Source organism: Streptomyces sp. NPDC104367 (assembly GCF_055583825.1).
Genome location: NZ_JBVJND010000030.1, coordinates 64,467 through 86,233, shown reverse-complemented (window position 1 = coordinate 86,233; position 21,767 = coordinate 64,467). Strand labels below are relative to the sequence as shown.

At 72.4% G+C, this 21,767-nt stretch carries 16 protein-coding genes and 2 pseudogenes; 9 read left to right on the top strand and 9 right to left on the bottom strand.

Annotated elements, in window-relative coordinates; genetic code table 11:
• Positions 1-265: 265 nt before the first annotated feature.
• Positions 266-1,219 carry a sulfurtransferase gene (locus tag ACZ619_RS34855; protein WP_469607683.1) on the bottom strand — a complete coding sequence of 318 codons (954 nt, stop codon included), beginning with the start codon at positions 1,217-1,219 and terminating at the stop codon, positions 266-268.
• A 339-nt stretch (positions 1,220-1,558) separates the two neighbouring features.
• Here ACZ619_RS34855 and ACZ619_RS34850 point away from each other — a divergent pair, with 339 nt between their 5' ends.
• The 8 genes from ACZ619_RS34850 to ACZ619_RS34815 all read left to right on the top strand — a co-directional run bounded on the left by ACZ619_RS34850 (position 1,559) and on the right by ACZ619_RS34815 (position 9,469).
• Entirely contained in the window at positions 1,559-2,266 is a 708-nt protein-coding gene (locus ACZ619_RS34850; RefSeq protein ID WP_469607680.1) for a GntR family transcriptional regulator, read from the top strand.
• 530 nt (positions 2,267-2,796) lie between these two features.
• Positions 2,797-4,188 carry an LLM class flavin-dependent oxidoreductase gene (locus ACZ619_RS34845; RefSeq protein ID WP_469607678.1) on the top strand — a complete coding sequence of 464 codons (1,392 nt, stop codon included), beginning with the start codon at positions 2,797-2,799 and terminating at the stop codon, positions 4,186-4,188.
• A 60-nt stretch (positions 4,189-4,248) separates the two neighbouring features.
• Complete coding sequence (locus ACZ619_RS34840) at positions 4,249-5,196, top strand: ABC transporter substrate-binding protein (protein WP_469607675.1); 948 nt, start codon at positions 4,249-4,251, stop codon at positions 5,194-5,196.
• Complete coding sequence (locus tag ACZ619_RS34835; protein ID WP_469607674.1) at positions 5,193-5,435, top strand: hypothetical protein; 243 nt, start codon at positions 5,193-5,195, stop codon at positions 5,433-5,435. The genes ACZ619_RS34840 and ACZ619_RS34835 overlap by 4 nt, the downstream gene beginning before the upstream one ends.
• Positions 5,432-6,517 carry an ABC transporter substrate-binding protein gene (locus ACZ619_RS34830; protein WP_469607671.1) on the top strand — a complete coding sequence of 362 codons (1,086 nt, stop codon included), beginning with the start codon at positions 5,432-5,434 and terminating at the stop codon, positions 6,515-6,517. Before ACZ619_RS34835 ends, ACZ619_RS34830 begins: the two co-directional genes overlap by 4 nt.
• Before the next feature lie 5 nt (positions 6,518-6,522).
• Positions 6,523-7,404, top strand: coding sequence for an ABC transporter permease (locus tag ACZ619_RS34825; protein WP_469607668.1), 882 nt, complete (start codon positions 6,523-6,525; stop codon positions 7,402-7,404).
• A complete protein-coding gene (locus ACZ619_RS34820; RefSeq protein ID WP_469607666.1) occupies positions 7,401-8,276 on the top strand; it encodes an ABC transporter ATP-binding protein in 876 nt (291 codons plus the stop codon). The genes ACZ619_RS34825 and ACZ619_RS34820 overlap by 4 nt, the downstream gene beginning before the upstream one ends.
• Before the next feature lie 20 nt (positions 8,277-8,296).
• Positions 8,297-9,469: a phosphotransferase enzyme family protein gene (locus ACZ619_RS34815; RefSeq protein WP_469607663.1), complete on the top strand. Its 1,173-nt coding sequence runs from the start codon at positions 8,297-8,299 to the stop codon at positions 9,467-9,469.
• Positions 9,470-9,955: 486 nt separating this feature from the next.
• Here the strand turns inward: ACZ619_RS34815 and htpG are convergent, their stop codons facing one another.
• From htpG to ACZ619_RS34800, 3 genes and pseudogenes are all read right to left on the bottom strand, one after another.
• Entirely contained in the window at positions 9,956-11,875 is a 1,920-nt protein-coding gene (gene htpG / locus ACZ619_RS34810) for a molecular chaperone HtpG (RefSeq protein WP_469607661.1), read from the bottom strand.
• 334 nt (positions 11,876-12,209) lie between these two features.
• Positions 12,210-12,644, bottom strand: coding sequence for a protein-tyrosine phosphatase family protein (locus ACZ619_RS34805; protein ID WP_469607658.1), 435 nt, complete (start codon positions 12,642-12,644; stop codon positions 12,210-12,212).
• A gap of 137 nt (positions 12,645-12,781) precedes the next feature.
• Positions 12,782-13,408, bottom strand: a pseudogene (locus ACZ619_RS34800) (aspartate aminotransferase family protein); the annotation flags it as partial.
• A gap of 433 nt (positions 13,409-13,841) precedes the next feature.
• Here ACZ619_RS34800 and ACZ619_RS34795 point away from each other — a divergent pair.
• Positions 13,842-14,081: pseudogene (locus tag ACZ619_RS34795) on the top strand (DUF1206 domain-containing protein); the annotation flags it as partial.
• A 77-nt stretch (positions 14,082-14,158) separates the two neighbouring features.
• Here the strand turns inward: ACZ619_RS34795 and ACZ619_RS34790 are convergent.
• The 5 genes from ACZ619_RS34790 to ACZ619_RS34770 form a co-directional block, all read right to left on the bottom strand.
• A complete protein-coding gene (locus ACZ619_RS34790; protein ID WP_469607656.1) occupies positions 14,159-14,530 on the bottom strand; it encodes an STAS domain-containing protein in 372 nt (123 codons plus the stop codon).
• A 268-nt stretch (positions 14,531-14,798) separates the two neighbouring features.
• Positions 14,799-16,466, bottom strand: coding sequence for a glycoside hydrolase family 43 protein (locus ACZ619_RS34785; RefSeq protein WP_469607653.1), 1,668 nt, complete (start codon positions 16,464-16,466; stop codon positions 14,799-14,801).
• A gap of 42 nt (positions 16,467-16,508) precedes the next feature.
• Entirely contained in the window at positions 16,509-19,163 is a 2,655-nt protein-coding gene (locus tag ACZ619_RS34780; protein ID WP_469607651.1) for a family 78 glycoside hydrolase catalytic domain, read from the bottom strand.
• Positions 19,164-19,362: 199 nt separating this feature from the next.
• Positions 19,363-20,463 carry an LLM class flavin-dependent oxidoreductase gene (locus ACZ619_RS34775; protein WP_469607648.1) on the bottom strand — a complete coding sequence of 367 codons (1,101 nt, stop codon included), beginning with the start codon at positions 20,461-20,463 and terminating at the stop codon, positions 19,363-19,365.
• Positions 20,464-20,539: 76 nt separating this feature from the next.
• Entirely contained in the window at positions 20,540-21,706 is a 1,167-nt protein-coding gene (locus tag ACZ619_RS34770) for a flavin reductase (RefSeq protein ID WP_469607646.1), read from the bottom strand.
• Positions 21,707-21,767: the final 61 nt, after the last annotated feature.

Sequence of the window (21,767 nt, the reverse complement as noted above, 5' to 3'; positions counted from 1 at the left end):
GGGCGAGGTTCCCATCTACCAGCGAACCACGGTGTCGACACTGAGGTCGGACGACATCACAGACATGGACCGCCGTGTCCGCTTTCAGTCACCGCAACGGCATCCACGGCTGCACCTGTCTGCACGACACCATGGACAGAAAGGACGAGGGGACGGCCTTGTGACCAACCAGTCGTGACCCTGACGCTGCTCGAAGCCGCCGGCACCGGCCACCTGGACGGCCCGCCGGCCCTGGGCGGCGAACGCCCCGAGGACTGATCGCGGATCAGAGCCGAGGGATGTCCAGGCCTGCAAGGACCGGCAGATGCGGGTCGGCCGTCCACTCTTCGAGGGAACCGTCGTAGACGCGGACGCCCGGGCGGCCGGCGAGGGTGAACGCCAAGGCCAGAAGGGTGGCGGAGATGCCGCCTCCGCAGTAGAGGACGAGCGGCGCGTTCGGGTCGACGGGCGCCGAATGGGCGGTGTAGGCGGCGAGTTCGACGGTGGGCCGCACCGTCCCGTCTGCCTGTAGGACGGGGTGGGCGGGCAGGCTGCGGCTGCCGGGGATGCGCCCGCGGCGTGTGTAGCGGGTGTAGGCGGTGCCCTCGAACTGGTCCGCACCCAGGGCGCAGAGCAGGGTGCCCTCGCGCCGGCCCTCGCTGAGCGCGCGCACCTCGCCGAGGGAGGCCCAGTGGGATGGGCGTGTTGCGTCGCCGTCAGCGGCGGCCGTGAACTGCCCTGCTGCGGTGGGCGGTTCGGGCGTGGGAGCCGGCCCGGTGGCGACGGGGAGGCCGGCGGCATGCCAGGCGGGGAGCCCTCCGTCGAGGATCAGCGCTGGTACGCCCGCGTCCCGCAGCGTCCACCACAGCCGGGTCGCCCACTGAAGTGCGCCTTGGTCGTAGAGGACGACGACGGTGTCGGGGCCGGCACCGAGGGAAGCCAGTTCGGCTCGCGCCGCCTCCCGCGTGGGGCGGCTGAAGTGGTAGGCGGCCCCCGGGTCGGCGAAGCGGGTGCGGAGGTCGACGTGGCGGGACCCTGGGATGTGCGCCCGTGCCCACTCCCCCTCCCCCGACTCCGAGCGGTAGTCCCCGTCGCGCTCGGGCCGGGCCAGGCGGACCGTGGCGTCGAGCAGCAGCACCGCCCGCGGCACGTGTCCCTGCAGGCCGAGCAGCGTGGCCAGGGCGGCCGGGGACAGCAGGACGGAGTCGCGGTGGACGACGGGCGGGTCGGCTGCGGTCATGGGGAAGGACCTCCGGGGTCGCGGGACACGGGTGGGGGTGAGTACGGCCGGTGGGGATCACTGAGCACCGGCGGGGCGGGCGGCCGGTTCGGCGGCAGGAGCAGATTCGGCACTCCGGACACGGGAGGGAAACCGCCACGGTCCGGTCCGGCCTCGGCATCGTACTCAAGCCGCGCGCCGAGCGTCGACACACGTATACGCAGGGATGCACGCGCGGACATCTGGTAACGTCGGGGCGTCGCCCAGACGGCCCGCCCTGCGTCGGCCGGTCCGGACGGCGCGCCCGCCCACCGGACCACCGCACCGGCCACCGCCGCGCGGCAACCCAACGAGGTCACCATGACGCCACGCAGGAGCACGGCCGACGATCCGGCGCCGGCCGCGCCCGACGCCGTCGCGGGGGCCTTGGAGCAGGGCGGCTCGGAGCTGTACTGGCAGCTGCGCCAGGACGTCCTGGACGGCCGCTTCCCCCGAGGCGCGCCCCTGCTGGAGACCGCGCTGGCCACGTCGTACGGCACCTCGCGGACTCCCGTCCGGGAAGCGCTGAACCTGCTGGAGCACGACGGACTGCTGGAGCGCGCGGCACGCGGCTATCGGGTCCGCTCGGGCACGCCAGAGGACGTGGTCGAGATCTACGAGGCGCGGATCGCGCTGGAGTCCGAGGCAGCTGCCTCGGCCGCGCTGCGCCGCACCGATCTGGACCTGGCCCGGCTGCGCCACCAGCACGACCTGATCCGCGACTCCGAGGACGAGGGGCTGGTGCGGGCGGCCAACTTCCGCTTCCACGAGGCGCTGTGGCAGGCAGGGCACAACGACACCGTGACGCAGCTGCTGGTGAAGCTCACCGCGCGGCTGCGGATCTACGACAGCGGACCGCCGTCGCCGTTCGGCGGGGTGGAGGTGCTGCACGCGGAGCACGAGGACATCCTGCGGGCCGTCGCCGACCACGACGTCGAGGCGGCCCGTGCCGCCGCGCGCGGCCATCTCCAACGCAGCCTGGAGCAGCGCATCCGGTCCATGGTCGAGGGCAACGGCACCCCGCCCTGATCGGGTGAGCCGACCCCCCACCGTGCCGTTCCGCCCGGTGGCAGTGAGGCCTACGGTGGACGGTCCGCGCTCAGGGCCGCAGGCTTCGCTATATTCCCGCCCTCCGGAATCTTATGTTCCGGAAAGTCCCGCCCACCTGGACATGCCCCCCAGCTGTGCCAACACGAACCGCCGACCGCAGGTCGGACGGGCCACCGAGAGGAGAGAGCAGATGCGACGCCTTCGTACCGTCCCGTCCCCGCTCCCCTCTCGCCGTGCCGGGAGCGTGCTCACCTCCCGGCGCCACGTCGACCACGGACGCTGCGGGAGCTGTCGCTGTCGGGCGTCGGCCCGCCCCACCGGTTGCGGAGACACCACCGCGCGCTGAGGCCCTCCGGGGCACGCGGCGCGGGGCTGGGCAGTCCGGGCAACCACACGCCAGCCCCGCCGCGCCCCGACCGCAGCCCGGCCCGCCGCACCGCAGTGAGGCAGCCGCGGCACCCCGACACCCAGCCCGGACACGCACCGGGCCGCCCCACCCGGAGCACCCCATGAGCACCAGCCCCGTCCCCGCCGCGCACCGCCGTATACGCCTCAACGGACTGCGTCAGTCCACCGTCGGCCACACCGCCGTCGGCCTGTGGCGCCACCCCGACAGCGAAGCCCACCGCTACCGCACCCTGGACCACTGGACCGAGACCGCCCGGATCCTCGAACACGGCCGGTTCGACGCCCTGTTCATCGCCGACGCGCTCGGCCCGCTGGACGTCTACCAGGGCCGGGTGGACGCGGCCCTGCGTGACGGCGTCAACACCCCGGCCGACGACCCACTGCTGCTGGTCAGCGCGATGGCCACGGTCACCCGACACCTCGGCTTCGCTGTCACGGTGTCCTCCACCTACGAACTCCCCTACGCCTTCGCGCGCAAGATGGCCACCCTCGACCACCTCAGCGAGGGACGGATCGGCTGGAACATCGTCACCTCGGCGCTGGACAGCGCCGCCCGCAACCTGGGCCTGGAACGGCAGATCCCGCACGACGAGCGGTACGCGATCGCCGAGGAGTTCATGGAGGTCGTCTACAAGCTGTGGGAGGGCAGTTGGGCGGACGACGCCGTGGTCCGGGACGCCGACGCCGGAGTCTTCGCCGATCCGGCGAAGGTGCGTCCGATCGGTCACTCGGGGAAGTACTTCGACGTGCCCGGCATCGCCCTGTTCGAGCCGTCGATCCAGCGAACTCCCGTGCTCTACCAAGCCGGTGCCTCCCCGGCCGGACAGCGGTTCGCCGCCCGGCACGCCGAGGGCGTGTTCCTCTCCGCCTACCGGCCCGACATCGCGCGCGGCATGGTCGACGCGGTCCGCGCGCTGGCCGCCGAGGAGGGCCGCGACCCGTACTCGCTGAAGTTCTTCTCCATCGCCACGGTGGTCACCGCGCCCACCGACGACGCGGCCCGCGCCAAGTACCGGGACTACCGCCGGTACGCCTCGCTGGAAGGCAGCCTCGCCCGCTACAGCGCCCTGCTCGGCATCGACCTCTCCGCGCTCGACCCCGAGCAGCCGCTGGAGTACGCCGACACCGAGGGCATCCGGGGCTTGCTGGCCGTCTTCACGCGCCTCGACCCGGACCGCACCTGGACGCCGCGGGAGATCGGGGAGTTCGTGGGCGTGGGCGGCGGCGGACCGGTGCTGGTGGGCTCGCCGGCGACGGTCGCCGACGAGCTGGAGCGCTGGATGGAGGCCGGCGACCTCGACGGGTTCAACATCGCCGACCCCGTCGCCCCGGCCGGACTGCGCGACTTCGTCGACCTGGTCGTCCCCGAACTCCAGCGGCGCGGCCGGGTGTGGACGGAGTACGAGGGCGCCACCCTGCGCGAGCACACCCACGGCGCCGGCCGGACCCGGCTGCCCGCCGACCACCCGGGCCACGCCCACCGCCGCACCTGAGCCGCTGCGAGCGTCTGTACCTCAACTCCCCAGCCCCGTAAGCCCTTTCCGGAGACCTTCATGACGCGCATACGTGTGATGCTCGACTACTTCCACCCCTGGCCCAACGCGGCCGGTCTGTACGTGGCGCGTGAGCACGGCTGGTACGCCGAGGCGGGGATCGAGGTGGACCTGGTCACGCAGGACCCGGGCGTCGGGGACACACTGGAGCATCTGACCACCGGGCGCGCCGAGTTCGGGGTGTTCCCGCCGAACCGGCTGCTGGCACGGCGGGCCTTGGGCCAGCCGCTGGTCGGCGTCGCCGCCGTCAACCACCGTGCCCTGGAGGCGATCCAGACCGTCACCGGGCGCGGTATCAGTCGGCCGCGCGACCTGGCCGGGCGCCGGGTGGCCTGCAACCCGACACCGCGCGGCGTGGCGATGGTCCGCCACCTGGTGGCGGCGGACGGCGGCGACCCGGACGCGGTCGACCTGCTCGACGCCGGCTACCGGGAGCTGACCGTCGACGACATCGAGGCGGGCGAGGCCGACGCCACCTTCGGCAACTACTGGTCCTGGGACGCCCTGCGCGGCGACCTGCCCGAGGAGCGCCGGATCACCTGGCCGGTGGACGAGATCGGAGCGCCCGCCTACCACAGCTACTGGCTGGGTACCCGGCAGGACCTGCTGGACTCCGACCACGACCTGGTACGACGGTTCCTTGCGGCGACCGAGCGCGGCTACCTGGCCGCGGCCGGCGACCAGGCGGCGACGCTGACGCTGCTGGAGCGGGTCATCCCGTACTTCCCGCGCCTGCTGATCGCCCGCTCCCTCGCGCTGGTCGCGCCGACCTGGACGGACGGCGCGGGCCGTTGGGGCGTCATCGACCCCGCCCGCACCGGGCCCTACGCGGCCTGGCTCGCCGAGCACGGGGCGGTGCCCACCGCCGACGACTGGCGGGACGCCTGGGTGCCCGGACTGGTGCCGGCCACCGGTACCGCTTGGGCCCCCGCGGGAGCGGCGCCATGACCACCACGCTCGTGGCCACCCCGTCCGTGACCACCGTACCCGTGGTCACCTCGCCCCCCGCCGCACAAGCGGCCCCCGTGGCGCCGCTGCCGGCCGCGCGGCGACTGACCCGGCGTCGGTCGGTGGACCACGGCCGTACCGCGAGCGACCTGTGTCGCCGCGGCGACCGCACCCCGCTCCCCCGGCTCTCCGGCCGCCGCCCCTTCAGACCTCTCAGCAGAGACGAGACCCCGTCGTGAACCGCCCCGCCCCGCTTCGCCGACGCACCGCTCCCCGAAGCCGCCGCCTCATCCCCGCCGTCGCGCTGGGCGCAGCCGCCCTGCTCGCCCTCAGCGCCTGCTCCTCGGGCTCCTCCGACACCGCGGACGCCTCCTCGGGCTCCTCCGGCAAGCTCACCAAGGTGACGCTGGCGCTGGACTGGACGCCCAACACCAACCACACCGGCATCTACGTCGCCCAGCAGGAGGGCTGGTTCAAGGCGGCCGGCATCGACCTGGAGATCGTGCCCTACGGCTCCACCGCGCCCGAGACGCTGATCGCCAACCACAAGGCAGACTTCGGCATCTCGTACCAGGAGGGCGTCACCACCGCCCGCGCCGCCGGGCAGGACATCGTCTCGGTGTACGCCGTGACGCAGAAGACGAACGTCACCATCTCGGTGCGGGCCGACCGGGACGACATCACCTCGCCCAAGGACCTCGACGGCAAGACGTACGCCGGCTTCGGTGCGGCCTACGAGGCACCGCTGCTGAAGAAGGTCATCCAGAACGCGGGCGGCAAGGGCGACTTCAAGAACGTCACCCTCAGCACCTCCGCCTACGCGGCGCTGTACGCCGGCAAGGCCGACTTCGCGATGCCGATGCCGACCTGGGAAGGCCTGGAGGCCGAGCTCAGCGGAAAGCCGCTGAAGGACTTCCAGCTCTCCGACTACGGCTTCCCGGAGATCTACTCCACCCTGATCGCGTCCTCCGGCACCTACCTGAAGGACCACGGGGACATCGCGAAGAAGTTCCTCTCCGTCGTCCAGCGCGGCTACACCTACGCCGCCGACCACCCGGCCGAGGCGGCCGACAAACTGGTCGCGGCGAACAAGTCGGTGCTGACCAACACCGAACTGGTCGACAAGAGCGAGAAGTTGCTCGCGGCCAGGTACTACCGCAACGCGGACGGCAAGATCGGGGTGCAGACCGCAGCCCGTTGGAAGGCCTTCGCCGACTTCGAGTACCAGGCCGGCCTGCTGACGGACGCGAACGGCAAGAAGCTGACCGCGGCCCCCGACACGTCCGGCTACTTCACCAACGACTACCTGCCGCGGGGGTGATGAGCATGACGGCGACGAAGGAGGAGCTGGCGACCTCCGGTTCGGCCCCGCCCCAGCCGACGGCCCCGCGCCCGGCGGCACCCCAACCGGCCGCGCGCGAGCGGAGCCGACCGCTGCGCCGCGCACTGTCCGCGGGATGGCCGCCGGTCCTGGTCCTCGCGGCACTGCTGGCGGTGTGGCAGGGCTGGACGACCGCCGCGCACGTCGACCCGACCGTGCTGCCGAGCCCCGGCAGGATCCTGGGCCAGGGCTGGGAGAACCGGCAGGCACTCTGGGACAACACCGTGCCGACGCTTCAGGAGACGGCCGCCGGCTTCGGACTGTCCTTCGCCGCGGCGTGGCTGGTGGCGGTGCTGCTGGACTTCTCGGCGGCCGCCAGACGCGGGCTCTACCCGCTGCTGGTCGCCTCCCAGACGATCCCGATCGTGGCGATCGCGCCGCTGCTGATCATCTGGTTCGGCTTCGGCCTGTTCCCGAAGATGCTGGTGGTCACCCTGGCGACGTTCTTCCCGCTGACCGCCAACCTGGCGGCCGGATTCGCCTCCGCCGACCGCGAGGCCATGCGGCTGCTGCGGTCGCTGGGCGCCGGGCGGTGGACCGCCTTCCGGCTGGTGCGGGTGCCGAGCGCGATGCCGTACTTCTTCACGGGACTGCGGGTCAGCATCACCTACGCGGTGGTCGGCGCCGTCTTCGCCGAGTACGCGGGCGCCGCGGAGGGGCTGGGCATCTACATGCAGGCCCAGAAGAGCGCCTTCCGCACCGATCTGGTCCTCGCGGCGGTCGCCGTGACGGCGGCCCTGTCCGTGGCCCTGTTCGGGGCGACCTATCTGCTCCAGCGGCTGGTCCTGCCGTGGGAGCACCGTGCATCCGAGGAGGACCGCACATGAGCGCCACCACCCCCGCCGGCTGCCCGGCCGTGACCGATCGCGCGGCCGAGGCCCCCGCCGTCAACGCGCACGGGCGGCCCCGGCTCCGCGTGCGGTCCGTCGCCAAGCGCTACGGCGCCCTGAGCGTCCTGGACGGCCTCGAACTCGACGTGAGGCCGGGCGAGTTCGCTGCCGTGATCGGGCCCAGCGGGGCAGGCAAGAGCACCCTGTTCAACCTCATCTCCGGCCTGGAGCGGCCGACGGCCGGGGAGATCCTGGTCGACGGCGAACCACCGCGCACCCGCTCGGGCCGCGTGGCGTACATGCCGCAGAAGGACCTCCTGTTCCCCTGGCGCACCGTCCTCGCCAACACCGCCCTCGGCCTGGAGGCGGAGGGCGTGCCCCGCAAGGAGGCCCGGGCCCGTGCCAGCGAACTGTTCGAGGCGTTCGGCCTCGACGGCTTCCAGAAGTCCTACCCGAGCGGGCTGAGCGGCGGGATGCGGCAGCGCGCCGCGCTGCTGCGCACCGTCGTCCTCGGCCGTCCGCTGCTCCTGCTCGACGAGCCGTTCGGCGCGCTCGACTCGCTCACCCGCACCGACATGCAGCTGTGGCTGTCACGGATGTGGCGCCGGTACGGCTGGACGGTCGTCCTCGTCACCCACGACATCCGGGAGGCGGTGCTGCTCGCCGACACCGTGCACGTCCTCTCGCCCCGCCCGGCCCGCGTGGTCGACCGGATCGAGATCCCCCGCCGGCCCCCGGCCCACGACGAGGCCACACGGACCGGCCTGTCGGCGTACGACCGTCTGGGCCTCGATCCGGCGCTCGCCGCCGAGTCGGAGGAGCGCATCCTGCGGGCCCTGCGCGCGCCGTCCGCCGGGCAGGCCCGATGAGCACGCCGAGCACGCCCGGTGTGGCGGATGCACAAGTCACGGCGTCGGCGGGTACACCGGTCCACGCACCCGCCCACGTCACCCACGGCATGGGCTACGACCGGGTGGAGCCCGACTGGGCACCGCTGACCGACGTCGAGGCAGCCGAAGTGCTGGCCGCGGTGTGCGGGCCGGGCCAGGCCGAGGTGCGCTGGCGCAGTCCGCGCCCGCTGTCGGCGGCGGCACTCGTCGAGCATGGCGGGCGCACGGTATTCCTCAAGCGCCACCATGTCGGCGTGCGGTCTTCGGCCGGTCTCGCCGAGGAGCACGCCTTCCTGCGCCATCTACGCTCCCGGGGCGCCCCCGTCGTCGAGGTGCTGGGCGCGTACGCCTGGGGCGAATGGACCTATGAGGTGCACTCTCCCGGCGCGGGCACCGACCTGTACCAGGACGCCCTGTCCTGGACACCGTTCACCTCGGCGGCCCACGCCCACGCGGCGGGCGCGGCGCTCGCCCGCTTCCACCTCGCCGCGGCCGGGCACCAGGCGCCGGCCCGCTCGCCGCAACCCCTGGTCTCCTCGTGGAGCGTCTTCGCCGACCCCGATCCGCTCGCCGCCCTGGACCGCTACACCGCGGCCCGGCCGGCGCTGGCCGAGGCCTTGGGGGCTACCCCGGTGCGCGCCGACACCGAACGGTTCCATCTGCCCTTCCACGACCGACTGCGGCCGCTGCTGGACCAGTTGGAACCGCTGTGGACGCACAACGACTGGCACGCCTCGAACCTGCTGTGGTCCCTCGCGCCAGGTGGCGATCTCCTGGACGCACGGGTGGCCACGGTGCTGGACGTGGGTCTGTCCGACCGCACCACCGCCATGCACGACCTGGCCCTGGCACTGGAACGCAACGTATTCGGCTGGCTCGACCTGCCCCGGACACCCGACATCCCGGTCCGCCTGGGCCAGTTGGACGCACTACTGGCCGGCTACACCGCCCTACGGCCCCTGAGCGACGCAGAGGCACACGCCCTGCCGCTGATGCTCACCCTGGTGAACGCCGAGTACGCGCTGACCGAGATGGACTACTTCCACGGCATCACCCGCTCCCCGGCGAACACGGCACTGGCCCGCGCCTACTACACCGAGCACACCGCCTGGTTCACCACCACGCAGGGACACGCGGTCCTGCAACACCTGCACCGCAGACTGGGGGTCTGAGCCACCGGGAGAAGGTCCTGGACAGGGCACTGGCCGCGAGAGCCCGCCTGATGCCGTAGCGAACCTGGGGTCCGGGCCTGCCCGGGACCCCAGGCCCTTTCGACGCCTGCTGATTCTGGCGCCGTGCCAGCGGCATGACGCGACGACATCTGCAACGTGTTTGCGACCGGTCGATCACCACCAGCAAACAGCACGTCTGCCACGGCCCGGCCACTCCCGCTCTCGGCTCCTCCTTGCGCGGTCTGGATCCTACTTCGCCGGATCAGCCGCCGATGCACCCCTCGACGTCGTCAAGCAGTACATCGAATAGCAGTACAGACCGGTACCCACAGCCGAGGCCAGCGCAATTCTCAGATTGACTGCACCCCCGGGTTGAAGCTCAGTGCACCGCGGATGATCCCGTCAGCTCCCCTCCTTGACGGCACGGACCGTGCACCCCCGCCGACTGCAGAGGTTGCACGGTCCGTGCCGGGGCCGCGTCCGTGGTTACAGGGCGCGGGACAGACGGTCGGTGAGCAGCCGGGTGAACCGGGCCGGGTCGGACAGGTCGCCCCCTTCGGCGAGCAGCGCGCTGCCGTAGATCAGCTCGGCGACCTCCGCCAGCGCGGGGTCGTCGGCGTCGGCGCCGTGTGCCGTGCGCAGGGCGGTGATCAGGGGGTGGGCGGGGTTGAGCTCCAGGATCCTCTTGACGGTGGGGAGTTGCTGTCCCATCGCGCGGTACATCTTCTCCAGGGTCGGCGTGACGTCGTGGGCGTCGCCGACGATGCACGCCGCCGAGGTCGTCAGGCGTGACGACAGGCGGACCTGCTTGACCTGCTCGGACAGGGTGGTGGTCAGCCACGGCAGCAGGGCGGCGAAGTCCTGCTCGCGCCGGGCCTTCTCGGTGTCGGTCGCCTCGTCGCCGTCGGCGGACTCGTCGAGGTCGACCTGGCCCTTGGCGATGGACTGCAGACGGTGGCCGTCGAAGGCCGGGACCTGGTCCACCCACACCTCGTCGATGGGGTCGGTGAGGATCAGGACCTCGTACCCCTTGGCGGCGAAGGCCTCCATGTGCGGGGAGTTCTCCACCATCGCGCGGGTCTCGCCGGTCAGGTAGTAGACGGCGTCCTGCCCGTCCTTCATGCGCCCGACGTACTCGCGCAGCGTGGTGGGCTTCTCCGGGTCGTGCGTGGAGGCGGCCGACACCAGTTCGAGCAGGGTCTCGGTGCTGTCCGTGTCCTCGATCAGGCCTTCCTTCAGGGCCCGGCCGAACTGGGCCCACACCTTCGCGTAACGCTCGGCGTCCTTGGACTGCATGTCCTTGACGGCGCCGAGGACCTTCTTGACCAGGCGCCGGCGCACGCCGCGGATCTGGCGGTCGTGCTGGAGGATCTCGCGGGAGACGTTCAACGACAGGTCGTGGGCGTCCACGACACCCTTGACGAAGCGGAGGTAGTTGGGCATGAGCGCTTCGCAGTCGTCCATGATGAACACCCGCTTGACGTACAGCTGCACGCCGCGCTTGGTCTCGCGGGAGAACAGGTCGAAGGGTGCCTGGGAGGGGATGAACAGCAGCGCCTCGTACTCGAAGGTGCCCTCGGCGCGCATGTGGATCGTCTCGGCCGGGGCCAGCCAGTCGTGGCTGATCTGCTGGTAGAACTCGTTGTACTCGTCCTCGGTCACCTCGGTGCGCGGCCGCGCCCACAGCGCCTTCATCGAGTTGAGCGTGTCGACGTCGCGGGTGGTGTCGCCCTCGGTGCCGGTGCGCTCGGTGGCCATGCGGATCGGCCAGCGGATGAAGTCCGAGTACTGCTTGACGATCTGACGGATCTTCGACTCGGAGAGGTAGTCGGCGAGCCCGTCCTCGCTGTCGGTGGGCTTGAGGTGCAGGGTGACCGAGGTGCCCACGGGCAGGCCGTCGACGGCCTGGATGGTGTAGGCGCCCTCGCCGTCGGACTCCCACTGGGTGCAGGAGTCGGTGCCGGCCCGCCGGGTGCGCAGGACGACCTTGTCGGCGACCATGAACGCCGAGTAGAAGCCGACGCCGAACTGGCCGATCAGGTTCTCGGCGGTGGCGGCGTCCTTGGACTCCTTGATCTTCTCCAGCAGGCCGGCCGTGCCCGACTTGGCGATGGTGCCGATCAGGTCCACGAGATCGTCCCGGCTCATGCCGATCCCGTTGTCACGGACGGTCAGTGTGCGGGCGTCCTTGTCGACCTCCAACGAGATGTGCAGGTCGGCGGTGTCGTTGTCGACGAGGCTGGAGTCGGTGAGCGATTCCAGCCGGAGCTTGTCCAGTGCGTCGGAGGCGTTCGAGATCAGCTCGCGCAGGAAGATGTCCTTGTTCGAGTAGATCGAGTGAATCACCAGTCGGAGCAACTGGCGTGTCTCGGCCTGGAATTCCAGCGTCTCGACACTGCTGGCCATGTGGGGCCCTTTCTGTGGAACGTCGTCAGTGGACAGGAATCGCGGCGAGACGAATCATTGCCCGCCGTCGGCATGGTTGGGTGCAGAGCGGACCGCACCCGCATGTCGTGGCTCTCGGCGGCAGGGGACGGGGAAGGGACCAGGCGCGCTTCGTCCCGCGCCCCTGTCGAACCTGTACCCCTTCCTGGCATACGGGGATCCTATGGCCGCGTTCCCGGATCGGCCTCACGTTCTTCGTCAACTCCGGCGTGCCGGGCAGGGCTTGGAAGGCCGCGGGCCCACATCCACGGCGGAGGGGTCAGCACGTCGCCTTACCGGCCATGGTCCTTCGCGGCTACCGCGCGTCCGTGAAACGCAGTACGAAACGTCGCTGCCAGGGCGTCTCCACGGCACGGGGATGGTAGTGCTCGCGGACGAACGCGACGGCCCGGTCCGGGGAGACTCCGTCGAGGACGGCCATGCAGGCCAAGGCCGTCCCGGTCCGTCCTCGTCCGCCTCCGCACGCGACCTCGACGCGCTCCGTGCCCGCCCGGGTCAACGCCTCCTCGAACGCGTCCCGGGCCTGCTGGTGGTCCCGGGGCAGTCGAAAGTCGGGCCAGCGCACCCATCGGGCCTCCCATGCGGTCGGCGGGGGCTGTTTGCCCAGCAGGTAGACCCCGAAGGACGGCACCGGTCCTGAGGGCAGGGGACGACGCAGACCCCGGCCGCGCACCAGAACGCCCGAGGGAAACCGCAGGATGCCGTCCGTCAGGCTCCATTCCTCACTCATGAGGGCACCCTATGAGGGTTCATGGGCGGCGGATACCGCGGCCGGCGGGACGGTCCTCGGCTTCTCGGGGGCGGTTCCCGCGGGTGCGGGGGCCGGGCCCGGGTGCCGGCCAGTGGGGTTGCCCGTTGTGATCGGGGTCAGCGGGGCAGGGTCAGCTTCTCGACGCGGTCGTGCAGGTGCCGGACGTGGTGTTCGGATTCCGGCTTCATCAGGACGCTGCGCAGGATCCGGGCGCCGTCGGCGTCGGCGGTGATCCCGGGGTGGCGGGCGGTGAACTCCTCGCGGCCGGCCCTGAGGGTGCTGAGGTGGACGGGGTCGGTACCGGTCATGCCGTCGGCGAGGACGCGCGCGGAGGCCGCGTCGATGCCGGTGAGGGTCGCGGGGGCGACGGCCGGGAAGTAGGTGACGTTGTCCGGCTGGGGAGGCTGGTAGAGCTCCAGGTGGTCGGACGCCTCGATGAGGTCCGCCCACTCCAGGGCCGCCCGCCGGCCGGCCGCCAGGACCTGGCCCGGGCCGTCGGGGGTGGGCGGCAGGAGCTGGAAGGTGAGCCACAGGGCGGCCGCGGAGGCGCGGGAGCATTCCAGGCTGATCTCGCCGAGGTGGAGCTCGGTGGAGGTGAAGCAGGTGTAGGGCGAGTCGTGCAGGTGGAAGCGGCCCACCTCCGGGTCGCGGAAGAGGACGGCTCCACAGCCGTAGGGCTGCAGACCGTGCTTGTGGGGGTCCACGACGACCGAGTCGGCCCGTGCCACGGCCCGCCAGGGCTCGTGGCGGTCGCGGGGCCGCCGTCCAGGGCGTGGTTGTTGGGGTTGACGAGCATGGCGGTGAGGTAGCCGACCACCGCGGCGGGACAGCGGGCCTGGTCCGCCGCGTCCCGTCCCCCGGTGACCGGAGGGTGGCCCTGGTGGAGCCGACCGACCAGGGGCACACGACGTTCCTGCACGCGGCGGCCGTCCATGCCGAGGTGGTGGAGAAGTACTTCGTCGGTCCGCTCACGACCGACGACTACGCGCACCTGACCGACGCGCGGCCCAGATCGACAGAACGCTCCGCGAAGACCAGCGGTGAGGGGCCTGCCCGCCCCGGAGCTCCACGGCGGGCCGTGACCGGTCGCAGACTCCGGCCATCGGTGTCCCACCGCGTCCGGCCGGCCGATCGCCGCGATCTGCCACGGCCCCTGGGCCCTGCTGGAAGCGGATGCCCTTCGGCTCCGTACTGCTGTGGCCGCTCGGGGTCGGACTGGTGGGGATGGCCGTGTGGCGGCTCTCCGAGGCCGTCTTCGGTCAGGCGGGTCCCGACGGCGAGAAGCCGGGCAAGAGGGCGATGGCGGCGGGCCGTTCCGTCTTCTGCGGATTCGCCGCGTACTCCGTGCTCGCCTACACGGCCGGCAACAAGGACAGCGGCAGCGGCAGTTCGGTCGACCAGTCCCAGGACGTCACGACGGGCGACAGCGCCGGGGTTCGTGTGCCCCGGGGGGGACGGCGGCCGGGCCGGGGCACCGCGGCGGGAAGCGTCTCTCAGGTGATCGCGTCGTCCACCGTCGGCCTGATGTCCAGGACCTCGTCCGCGCCGGTCAGCTCCAGTACGCGACGGAGCTGGTGCGCGGGGCGGGCGATGCGCAGGCGGTGGCCGCGGTGGAAGTTCAGCAGCACGTTCAGGACGGTGGAGTCGGCGAAGGTCACCCCGGCCGCGTCCACGACGACCGTCGTGTGGGTGGTGGCCGCGTCCTGCAGCGCGGAGGCCAGCAGCGGGACGGAGTTCGTGTCGAAGGCGCCGTGGACGGCCACCACCCATACGCCCTGCCGCTCGTACTGGGTCAGGTGAGGCAGCGAAGCCGCGTGCGACGTGGTCGGGTCCGGCCGGCTGTCGCCACCGTTCGCGAAGCTCATGTCCGTGAGTATGCCGTGAAGATCCGGCATCTTCGAGGACGCCTCGGCGGACGGCTGACCGGAATCGTTCGTGAGGCCCGGGCCCCGGGCGTGGGCTGGATCCCGCTGGCCGACAGCGTCCACGAGGAGGTCCCGCGCTCCCGGAAACCGGTGCGGGCGGAGGACGCCGAGGAGGCGGCGCACGCGCTGGCGTACCTCATCGTCACCGGCCGCCGTCTGGACACCACACCGATGGCCTGCCTCCGCCGCTCCGCCGCACACGCCTCGCTCAGGCGCTCCGTGGCCTGTCCGAAGAGGAAATGTGCGGCGTCACGGCCGGCCTGCGGGGTGAAACCTGGCCGGTCCCTCGGTTCCGCCGAGCGTCCCACCGGTGGCATCTGCGCTGACGTCGTATCAGGGTGAGCGGTCCCTCGGCGCGACGGGCCGCGCCAATCGGCTTCTGGACGGGCCCGGTCGGCTTCCAGGGGGCGACGGCCGCGGGGTCGTCTCCCCCGTGATAGGTGAACGAGCGGATCAGGAGGTCGTCGCGGCGGCAGAAGACGCCGATGAGTCTGCCCGTCATGCCGCCCGCGACCTCGGTCGAGAAGTAGCGGCCGTCGACGCGGCCGAGTTCGAGGAATCCGTCGGCCGTGTGCACCCCGGCGACGAGTTCGTCAGGGCCGAACTCGGTGCTGAAGGGGTGGCCGGCGGCGGGGCTCGCCCCCAGTTCCAGGACGGTGTCGGCGGCGGCGTCGGTCTCGCCGAGGAGCGAGTGCAGCGAGCCCGTCCGCGCGGTGGCCCGTACGCGCCCGTCCTCGATCTCCAGGCGCAGGGCGTGCCGGGGGTCCATGCGCAGTTCCAGCCCGCCGACGCCGTCGCCGACGTGGACTTCCGCGCGGACGCACGCGTACAGGTGCTCCTGCCTGCGGCCGGCGAAGACGGTCTCGTCCGGCCTCGCGGAGAGCCGCCAGCCGCCCTGCTCCGCGTGCAGCACCTCGCCGGGGAAGCGTCCGGGCGCGACCCATGACGGCGGGAGGACGGAGCCGGACAGCCGCTCGGTCGTCGCGGCCGGGCGGGGCGGCTCGATGGGATCGCCCAGTCTCGGCCAGCCGTCCTCCCACTCGATCCGCGAGGCGAAGGTCTCCCGGCCCAGGACGTGCCATTCCGGGCTGGTTCCGCGGGTACGCACGCCGTGGTAGACGAGCGCCCACCGTCCGTCAGGCCGCTGGACCAGGTCGGCGTGGCCGGCGTTCTGCACCGGGGAGTCGAGGCCACGGGCGGTGAGGACGGGATTCCACGGGCAGGGTTCGAACGGGCCCGCCGGTGAGGTGGCGCGGGCGACGGTGACCGCGTGCCCGCGCTCGGTGCCGCCCTCGGCGATGAGCTGGTACCAGTGGGCGCCGATGCGGTACAGGTGCGGGCCCTCCGGGAACTTCCCGCCCGTGCCCTGCCACACCTGCCGGGTCCCGGAGAGCACCTTGCCCGTCGTCGGGTCGACCACGGCCTGGACGATTCCCATGGGGCCCCGGTCGTCGAACCCGGACCAGGTGAGATAGCAGGTGCCGTCGTCGTCCCAGGCGAGGTCGGGGTCGATGCCGGGTGCGTCGGGGAAGCGGACCGGTTCGGACCAGGGGCCCGCGGGGTCCCCGGCCGTGACCAGCAGATGGCCTCCGCCGTCGGTCAGGTTCGTGGTGATGAGCCAGAAGAGGCCGTCGTGGTGACGCAGCGTCGGGGCGAAGATGCCGGCGGAGGGCACCGCCCCGGCGAGGGAGAGCTGGGAGGGCCGGTCGAGGGCGTGCCCGATGTGCTCCCAGGTCCGCAGGTCGGTCGAGCGGAAGATCGGCAGACCGGGGGCGTACTCGAAGCTGGAGTGGGCGGTGTAGAAGGTTCCGTCCACCTGGCAGACGGATGGGTCGGGCTGGAAGCCGGGGATGACCGGCCGGGTGGGCAGGGACACTGTCTCTCCTGGGCTGCGAGCGGGCGGACGCGAGGCTGTGAATCAGGCCCGGTCCGGGTGGTCGAAGAGGGCGGTACCGGGGCCGACGAGCGTGCGGCGCCCGTCGGGGAGCACGACCTCGGCCTCGGTGCCGGGCGGTACCGTCACCCGCAGCCGCATGGTCTCCCCCTGCTTGCGCCAGGCCACTTCGATACGGCCGTAGGGGCTGTCGTGCGTGGCCTCCGCCCAGGTCAGTGACCCGCCCGGAGCGGGCTGCACCCGGAAGCGCCGGTAGCCCGGTCCCTCGTCGAGCACGCGCAGCCCGGCCGTGAACCGGTGCAGGAAGCCGATCACCGCGCCCTTGCTGTAGTGGTTGAGCGACTCGTGGGCCACGCCCTGGTCGTCGACGGCCTCCCACAGTTCCCACACCGTGGTCGCTCCCCGCTCCAGCATGTGCATCCACGAGGGCGGGGAGTTCTGGAGGAGTACCTCGTAGGCGAGGTCCGTGCGGCCCGTCTCGGCGAGCACGGGCAGGAGGTGCGGGGTGGCCAGGAACCCGGTTCCCACCCGGCTGCCCGCCGCCTTCACCAGCTCCGCGAGCCGGCCGGCCAGCGTGGGGCGCAGCGCGGGCTCGACGAGGTCGAAGGCGAGCGCCCGGACCAGGGTGGCCTGGGTCTCGGGGCGCACCCGGCCGCCGTCGTCGACGAATTCGCTCTGCCAGGCGTGCCGGGCGTGCTCGCTGACGCGCTCGTAGCGCTGTGCCTCGGCGGTACGGCCCAGCACGGCGGCGACGCGTGCCAGCAGCCGGGTGGAGTGGCGCAGGTAGGCGGTGGCGACCGCGGACTGGTCCTGGGCGCGCAGCTCCTCCCAGCCGGGCTGGTTCCCCGGCTCCAGCCACTCACCGAAGTGGAAGCCGGTGTCCCACAGGTACTGCTCGTGGGGCGCGGGCACGGGGCGTTCGGCGGCGCGTCGGGGGTGCCGTCCCTCGCGCGCCATGCGGATCGCCCGCTCGACCCAGGCCACCATCGACGGCCACTGCCGGGCGAGCAGGTCCCGGTCGCCGTAGGCGCGGTAGATCTCCCAGGGCACGATCACCGCGGCGTCCCCCCAGCCCGCCGACCCCAGGTTCTCGCCGAGCAGCGGGTGGTCCCGGGTGGCCGGGCCGAGCTGGTCGGGCACCCAGTTGGGTACGACGCCGTCCTCGAACTGCTGGGTCGCCAGATCCCGCAGCCACTTCCCGGAGAAGCCGGCGACGTCGAAGAGGAAGGCGGCCGTCGGCACGAACACGGCCCAGTCCCCGGTCCATCCGGAGCGTTCCCTGGTCGGGCAGTCGGTCGGGATGTCGACGGCGTTGCCGAGGAAGCTGCGCACACCCACCTCGTGCAGCCGGTTCAGCCGCTCGTCGCTGCAGCGGAAGGAGCCGGTCGGGCGCAGGTCGGTGTGGACGACGGCCGCGGTGAGATCGTCCGGCGTCAGATCGCGCAGACCGGTACCGGTCACGGCGACGTACCGGAATCCCTTGGTGGCGTGCCGGGGTTCGAAGCTCTCGCCCGCGCGCCCGGCACAGACGACCACGTCGACCTGGCCGGGGTTCAGCTGCTCCGCCCAGTCGGGCGGCATGTGGTCGGGGAGCAGGTTGCGCCGGCTCACCTCACCGTCCGGCGAGAGCGCCTCCCCGTGGGTGAGGACCACCCTGGTTCCGGCCGGGCCGAGTTCGTCCAGGCGCACCCAGCCGACGACGTTCTCTCCGAAGTCGGCCACCTGCGCCCCCGACGGGGTGCGGCGGACGGTCAGCGGGCGCCGGTACTCGGTCCGGCGTACCGGGGGCGCGGGCGACGCGGTCAGGCGGTCGTACCCGCCGTCCACCGTGGTGACGTCCTGCCAGGTCTCGGGGCCGGTACGGCCGTCCGACCAGCCGGCGGGTTCGGCCCGGAGGTCCGTGGTGACGCCGCCCAGGAGGTCCGCGCGGGTGATCCCGCCCGTGGTGCTCTGCCAGGTGCCGTCGGTGCAGAACACGTCCTGGGTGCCGTCGGGCAGGGTCAGGTGCAGCTGGAGCAGCAGGGCGGTGCGGTCGCCGAAGCAGTCGGCGTCGCGGAACATGCCGTTGACGCCGCGGAACCAGCCGTCGGACAGGATCGCGCCGACGGTGTTGGCGCCGGGCCGGAGCAGGGCGCCGACGTCGTAGGTCTGCACCTGCACGGTGTGGCGGTAGTCGGTGAAGCCCGGGGTGAGTTCGTCGTCGCCGACGCGGACGCCGTTGACGAAGAGTTCGTAGAGTCCCTCGGCGGTGACGTGGACCCGCGCCGAGGCCACCTCGCCCGGCAGGGTGAGCGTGCCCCGCAGGAGGTGGGCGGGGCGCTCGCCCGGTGGGGCCGGCTCCGGCTCGGCGGGGCGGATCCACGCGGCCCGCCAGTCGTCGGCGGTGAGCAGGCCCGCCTCCAGCAGGGCGGGCGCCGACCAGTCGCTCGGCCCGGCGTCCGTCCACACCCGTACCCGCCAGGTGCGACGCTCGCGCGAGCGGAGCGCCGGCGCCCCTACGTCGACCAGCACGCTCTCCGCGGACTCCACCCGCCCCGAGTCCCACTCCCCCATGCGCACCTGGTAGGCGTGCTGGGCACGGCATCCCGGCGGCAGCTGCCAGGACAGCCTCGGCCGGGGCCGGGTGATGCCGAGCGCGTGGTCCAGGTGCTCGGCACGGAGGCGGGTGGGTGCGCTCAACGGGGCGTCCGTTCTGTGCGTGTCAGTGCAAAGCGTGCGGGTGCAGGGGTGTGGGCGACAGGGGTACGGGGGTGGGGGTGGGGGGTGGGGTGCGTGACAGGGTGTCGCCGATGCCGGTCAGGTCAGGTCAGGTCAGGTCAATGCAGCGCGGCTGGGCACGGCACCGTCCACGTGGTGGGGCAGGTGCCGTGCCGGGGGCTCAGTGGGAACGGAACCGGGGCATGACCTCGGTGGCGAACAGTTCGAGCGACTTCTTGCCGAACTCGGCGCGCTCGGGGGTGAGCGGGCCGCCGAGGAAGCCCCCGAGGACGTTGCCGACACCGATGTCGGTGGCCTCGGCCAGGTGCTCGGCCACGGTGGCCGGGCTTCCCCAGACGCACCAGGTCTTCTGCCAGCCGGGCGTCAGGGCGTTCGGCGGCGGGTTGAGCGTGACGCCGGAGAGCTTCTCGGCCGCCAGGTTGGCCTCGTGCTCGCGCTCGATGGCGCCCTGGTACTGCGCCATGAGGATCTGGAACTCCTCCTCGGCCTGCTCGTCGGTCTCGGCGACGTGCACGTGCTGGTAGGTGTGCGTGGTCCAGTCCAGCGCCCGCGCCACCTTGTCCGGGGTGTGGCCGGCGGCCTCCAGGGCCGTGCGGTAGGCGGTGAAGTGCGTGCGCAGGTGCTTGAGGGGTTCGCCGTCGTCCAGGGCGGGCGGGGTGAAGGCGGGGATGAAGGCGGGCTGGGCCTCGGCGGCCGCCCGCTCGACGCTGGAGGGGCGCAGGGCGACCGACATCAGCTGCGGGCCGCCCGGGGTGTGGGCGGCGGGGACGATCCGGGAGACCACGGCGCCCTTGTAGTGGCCGTTGTCGAAGACGAGCGGGGCGTCCTCGGCCTTCTTGTCCCACAGCTGGCGCACCAGGGCCAGGTGGGACTTGGACAGTTCCGGCGTGTCCTTGAAGTTGATGCCGAGGCCGATCATCTCCTCCGGGGTGGTGCCGCTGCCCGTGCCGACCAGGAGCTTGCCGTCGGTGAGCTGGTCGAGGAGGTTGAGGCGCTCGGCGAAGCGCACGGGGTGGTGCAGGGCGATGGTCTGCACCGAGAAGCCGTAGTGGAGGCGGGGCAGCCGGGCGGCCAGGAAGGAGGCGAACATCATCGGGTCGCTGGCGGGGGGACAGTAGCCCGTGAAGTGGTGGTCGGGCAGGAAGACCGCGTCGAAGCCGAGGCGCTCGACGTCGACGGCGTGGTCGACGAGGGCCTGCGTGATACGGCGGTCCTCGTCGGGACCGGCTGAGCGGGTGGTGAGGAAGGCGGAGAAGCGCACGGTGGCCTCCTGGTCGGCCCTTGGGGGGCGGGGATCGGAAAATGGGGGGTGGGCGGCTTTTTTGGGGGCGCCCGGATCAGGAGCTGAGGAGTTCGCGGGCGCGCGTGGCGCCGGCCAGCAGGCGGTCGCGGCAGGACAGCAGCCGTTCGGGACGCTCGTCGCCGGTGAAGCCGATGAGGTGCAGGGAGAGCGCGACCGCTCCGTCGGCGGTCCGTACCGGTACGGCGAGGGAGGTGACCTCGGTCAGCTCGTGCAGCGGCGCGCGGAGGCCGGGCTCGGGCCCCCGGTCGGCGAGGCCGCGGAGGAGGTCGCCGGTGTCCCCCGTGCCGTGTGCGCCGTTCTCGACCAGTCGCTCGAAGCGGTCCGCGGTGGCCCGGCCGGTGGTGACCTGGTAGCCCAGGGCGCGTACCGCGGCCAGGTCCTCACGTGCCGTCCGGGCGCCCTGTTCGCCCAGCAGGTGCCGGCTCCTGGTGATCCAGGTGTCCTGTTCGGCCGGGGCGGCCCAGGCGACGAACAGGGGTCCGAAGGGCGCGGCGAGCGGGAAGGAGGCGCCGACGCGGGTGGGGCTGCCCTGGGGCGAGGAGCCCACGCCGGCGGCGACCAGGGAGACCACGTGGTCGTCCACGGCGGCGCTCACGAGGCATTCGAGGCCCAGCTCGCGGGCGATGGCCTCGGCCTCCGGGCGGACCGCGTCGGCGAGCCGCAGCCGTACGCCCGGTTCGGACGGCTCGGCCTGGAGCGACAGCGGCGCGGGGGCACCGTATCCGCCGCGCAGGAACAGCAGGGGCAGGGCGGGTGACTCGGGGACGGCGATGTCCCGGACCCGGCCCAGGACGATGTCGTGGTCCCCGGCTTCGGTCACGGACTCGATGTCGCAGTCGACCCAGAGGACGGCCTGGTCCACCCGGGGGCTGCCGGAGGGCGCGTCGTCGGTGCAGTGCCGCCGGAACCGGTCGGTCTCCTTGGTGAAGAAGGACCTGCACACCTGTTCCTGGCCGGCGCCGAGGACGCTCACGCAGAACCGGCCGGTCTCGCGGATGCGCGGCCAGGAGGTGCTGGTGCGGTCCGGGAGGAAGGCGACGAGGGGCGGGTCGAGCGAGACGGAGGTGAAGGTGCCGACGACCATCCCGACCGGTGTGCCGTCCGCTTCGCGGGAGGCGACCAGGGCGACGCCCGTGGGGTGGTGGCCGAGCGCCCTGCGGAACTCGGTGGGCGTGATCGACCCGGTCGTAGGAGCTTCCATGTCGAGCCGGTACCTCATTTCAGAATCTGAACTCTGATTTTAGATTAGGGGTGGAGTCCTG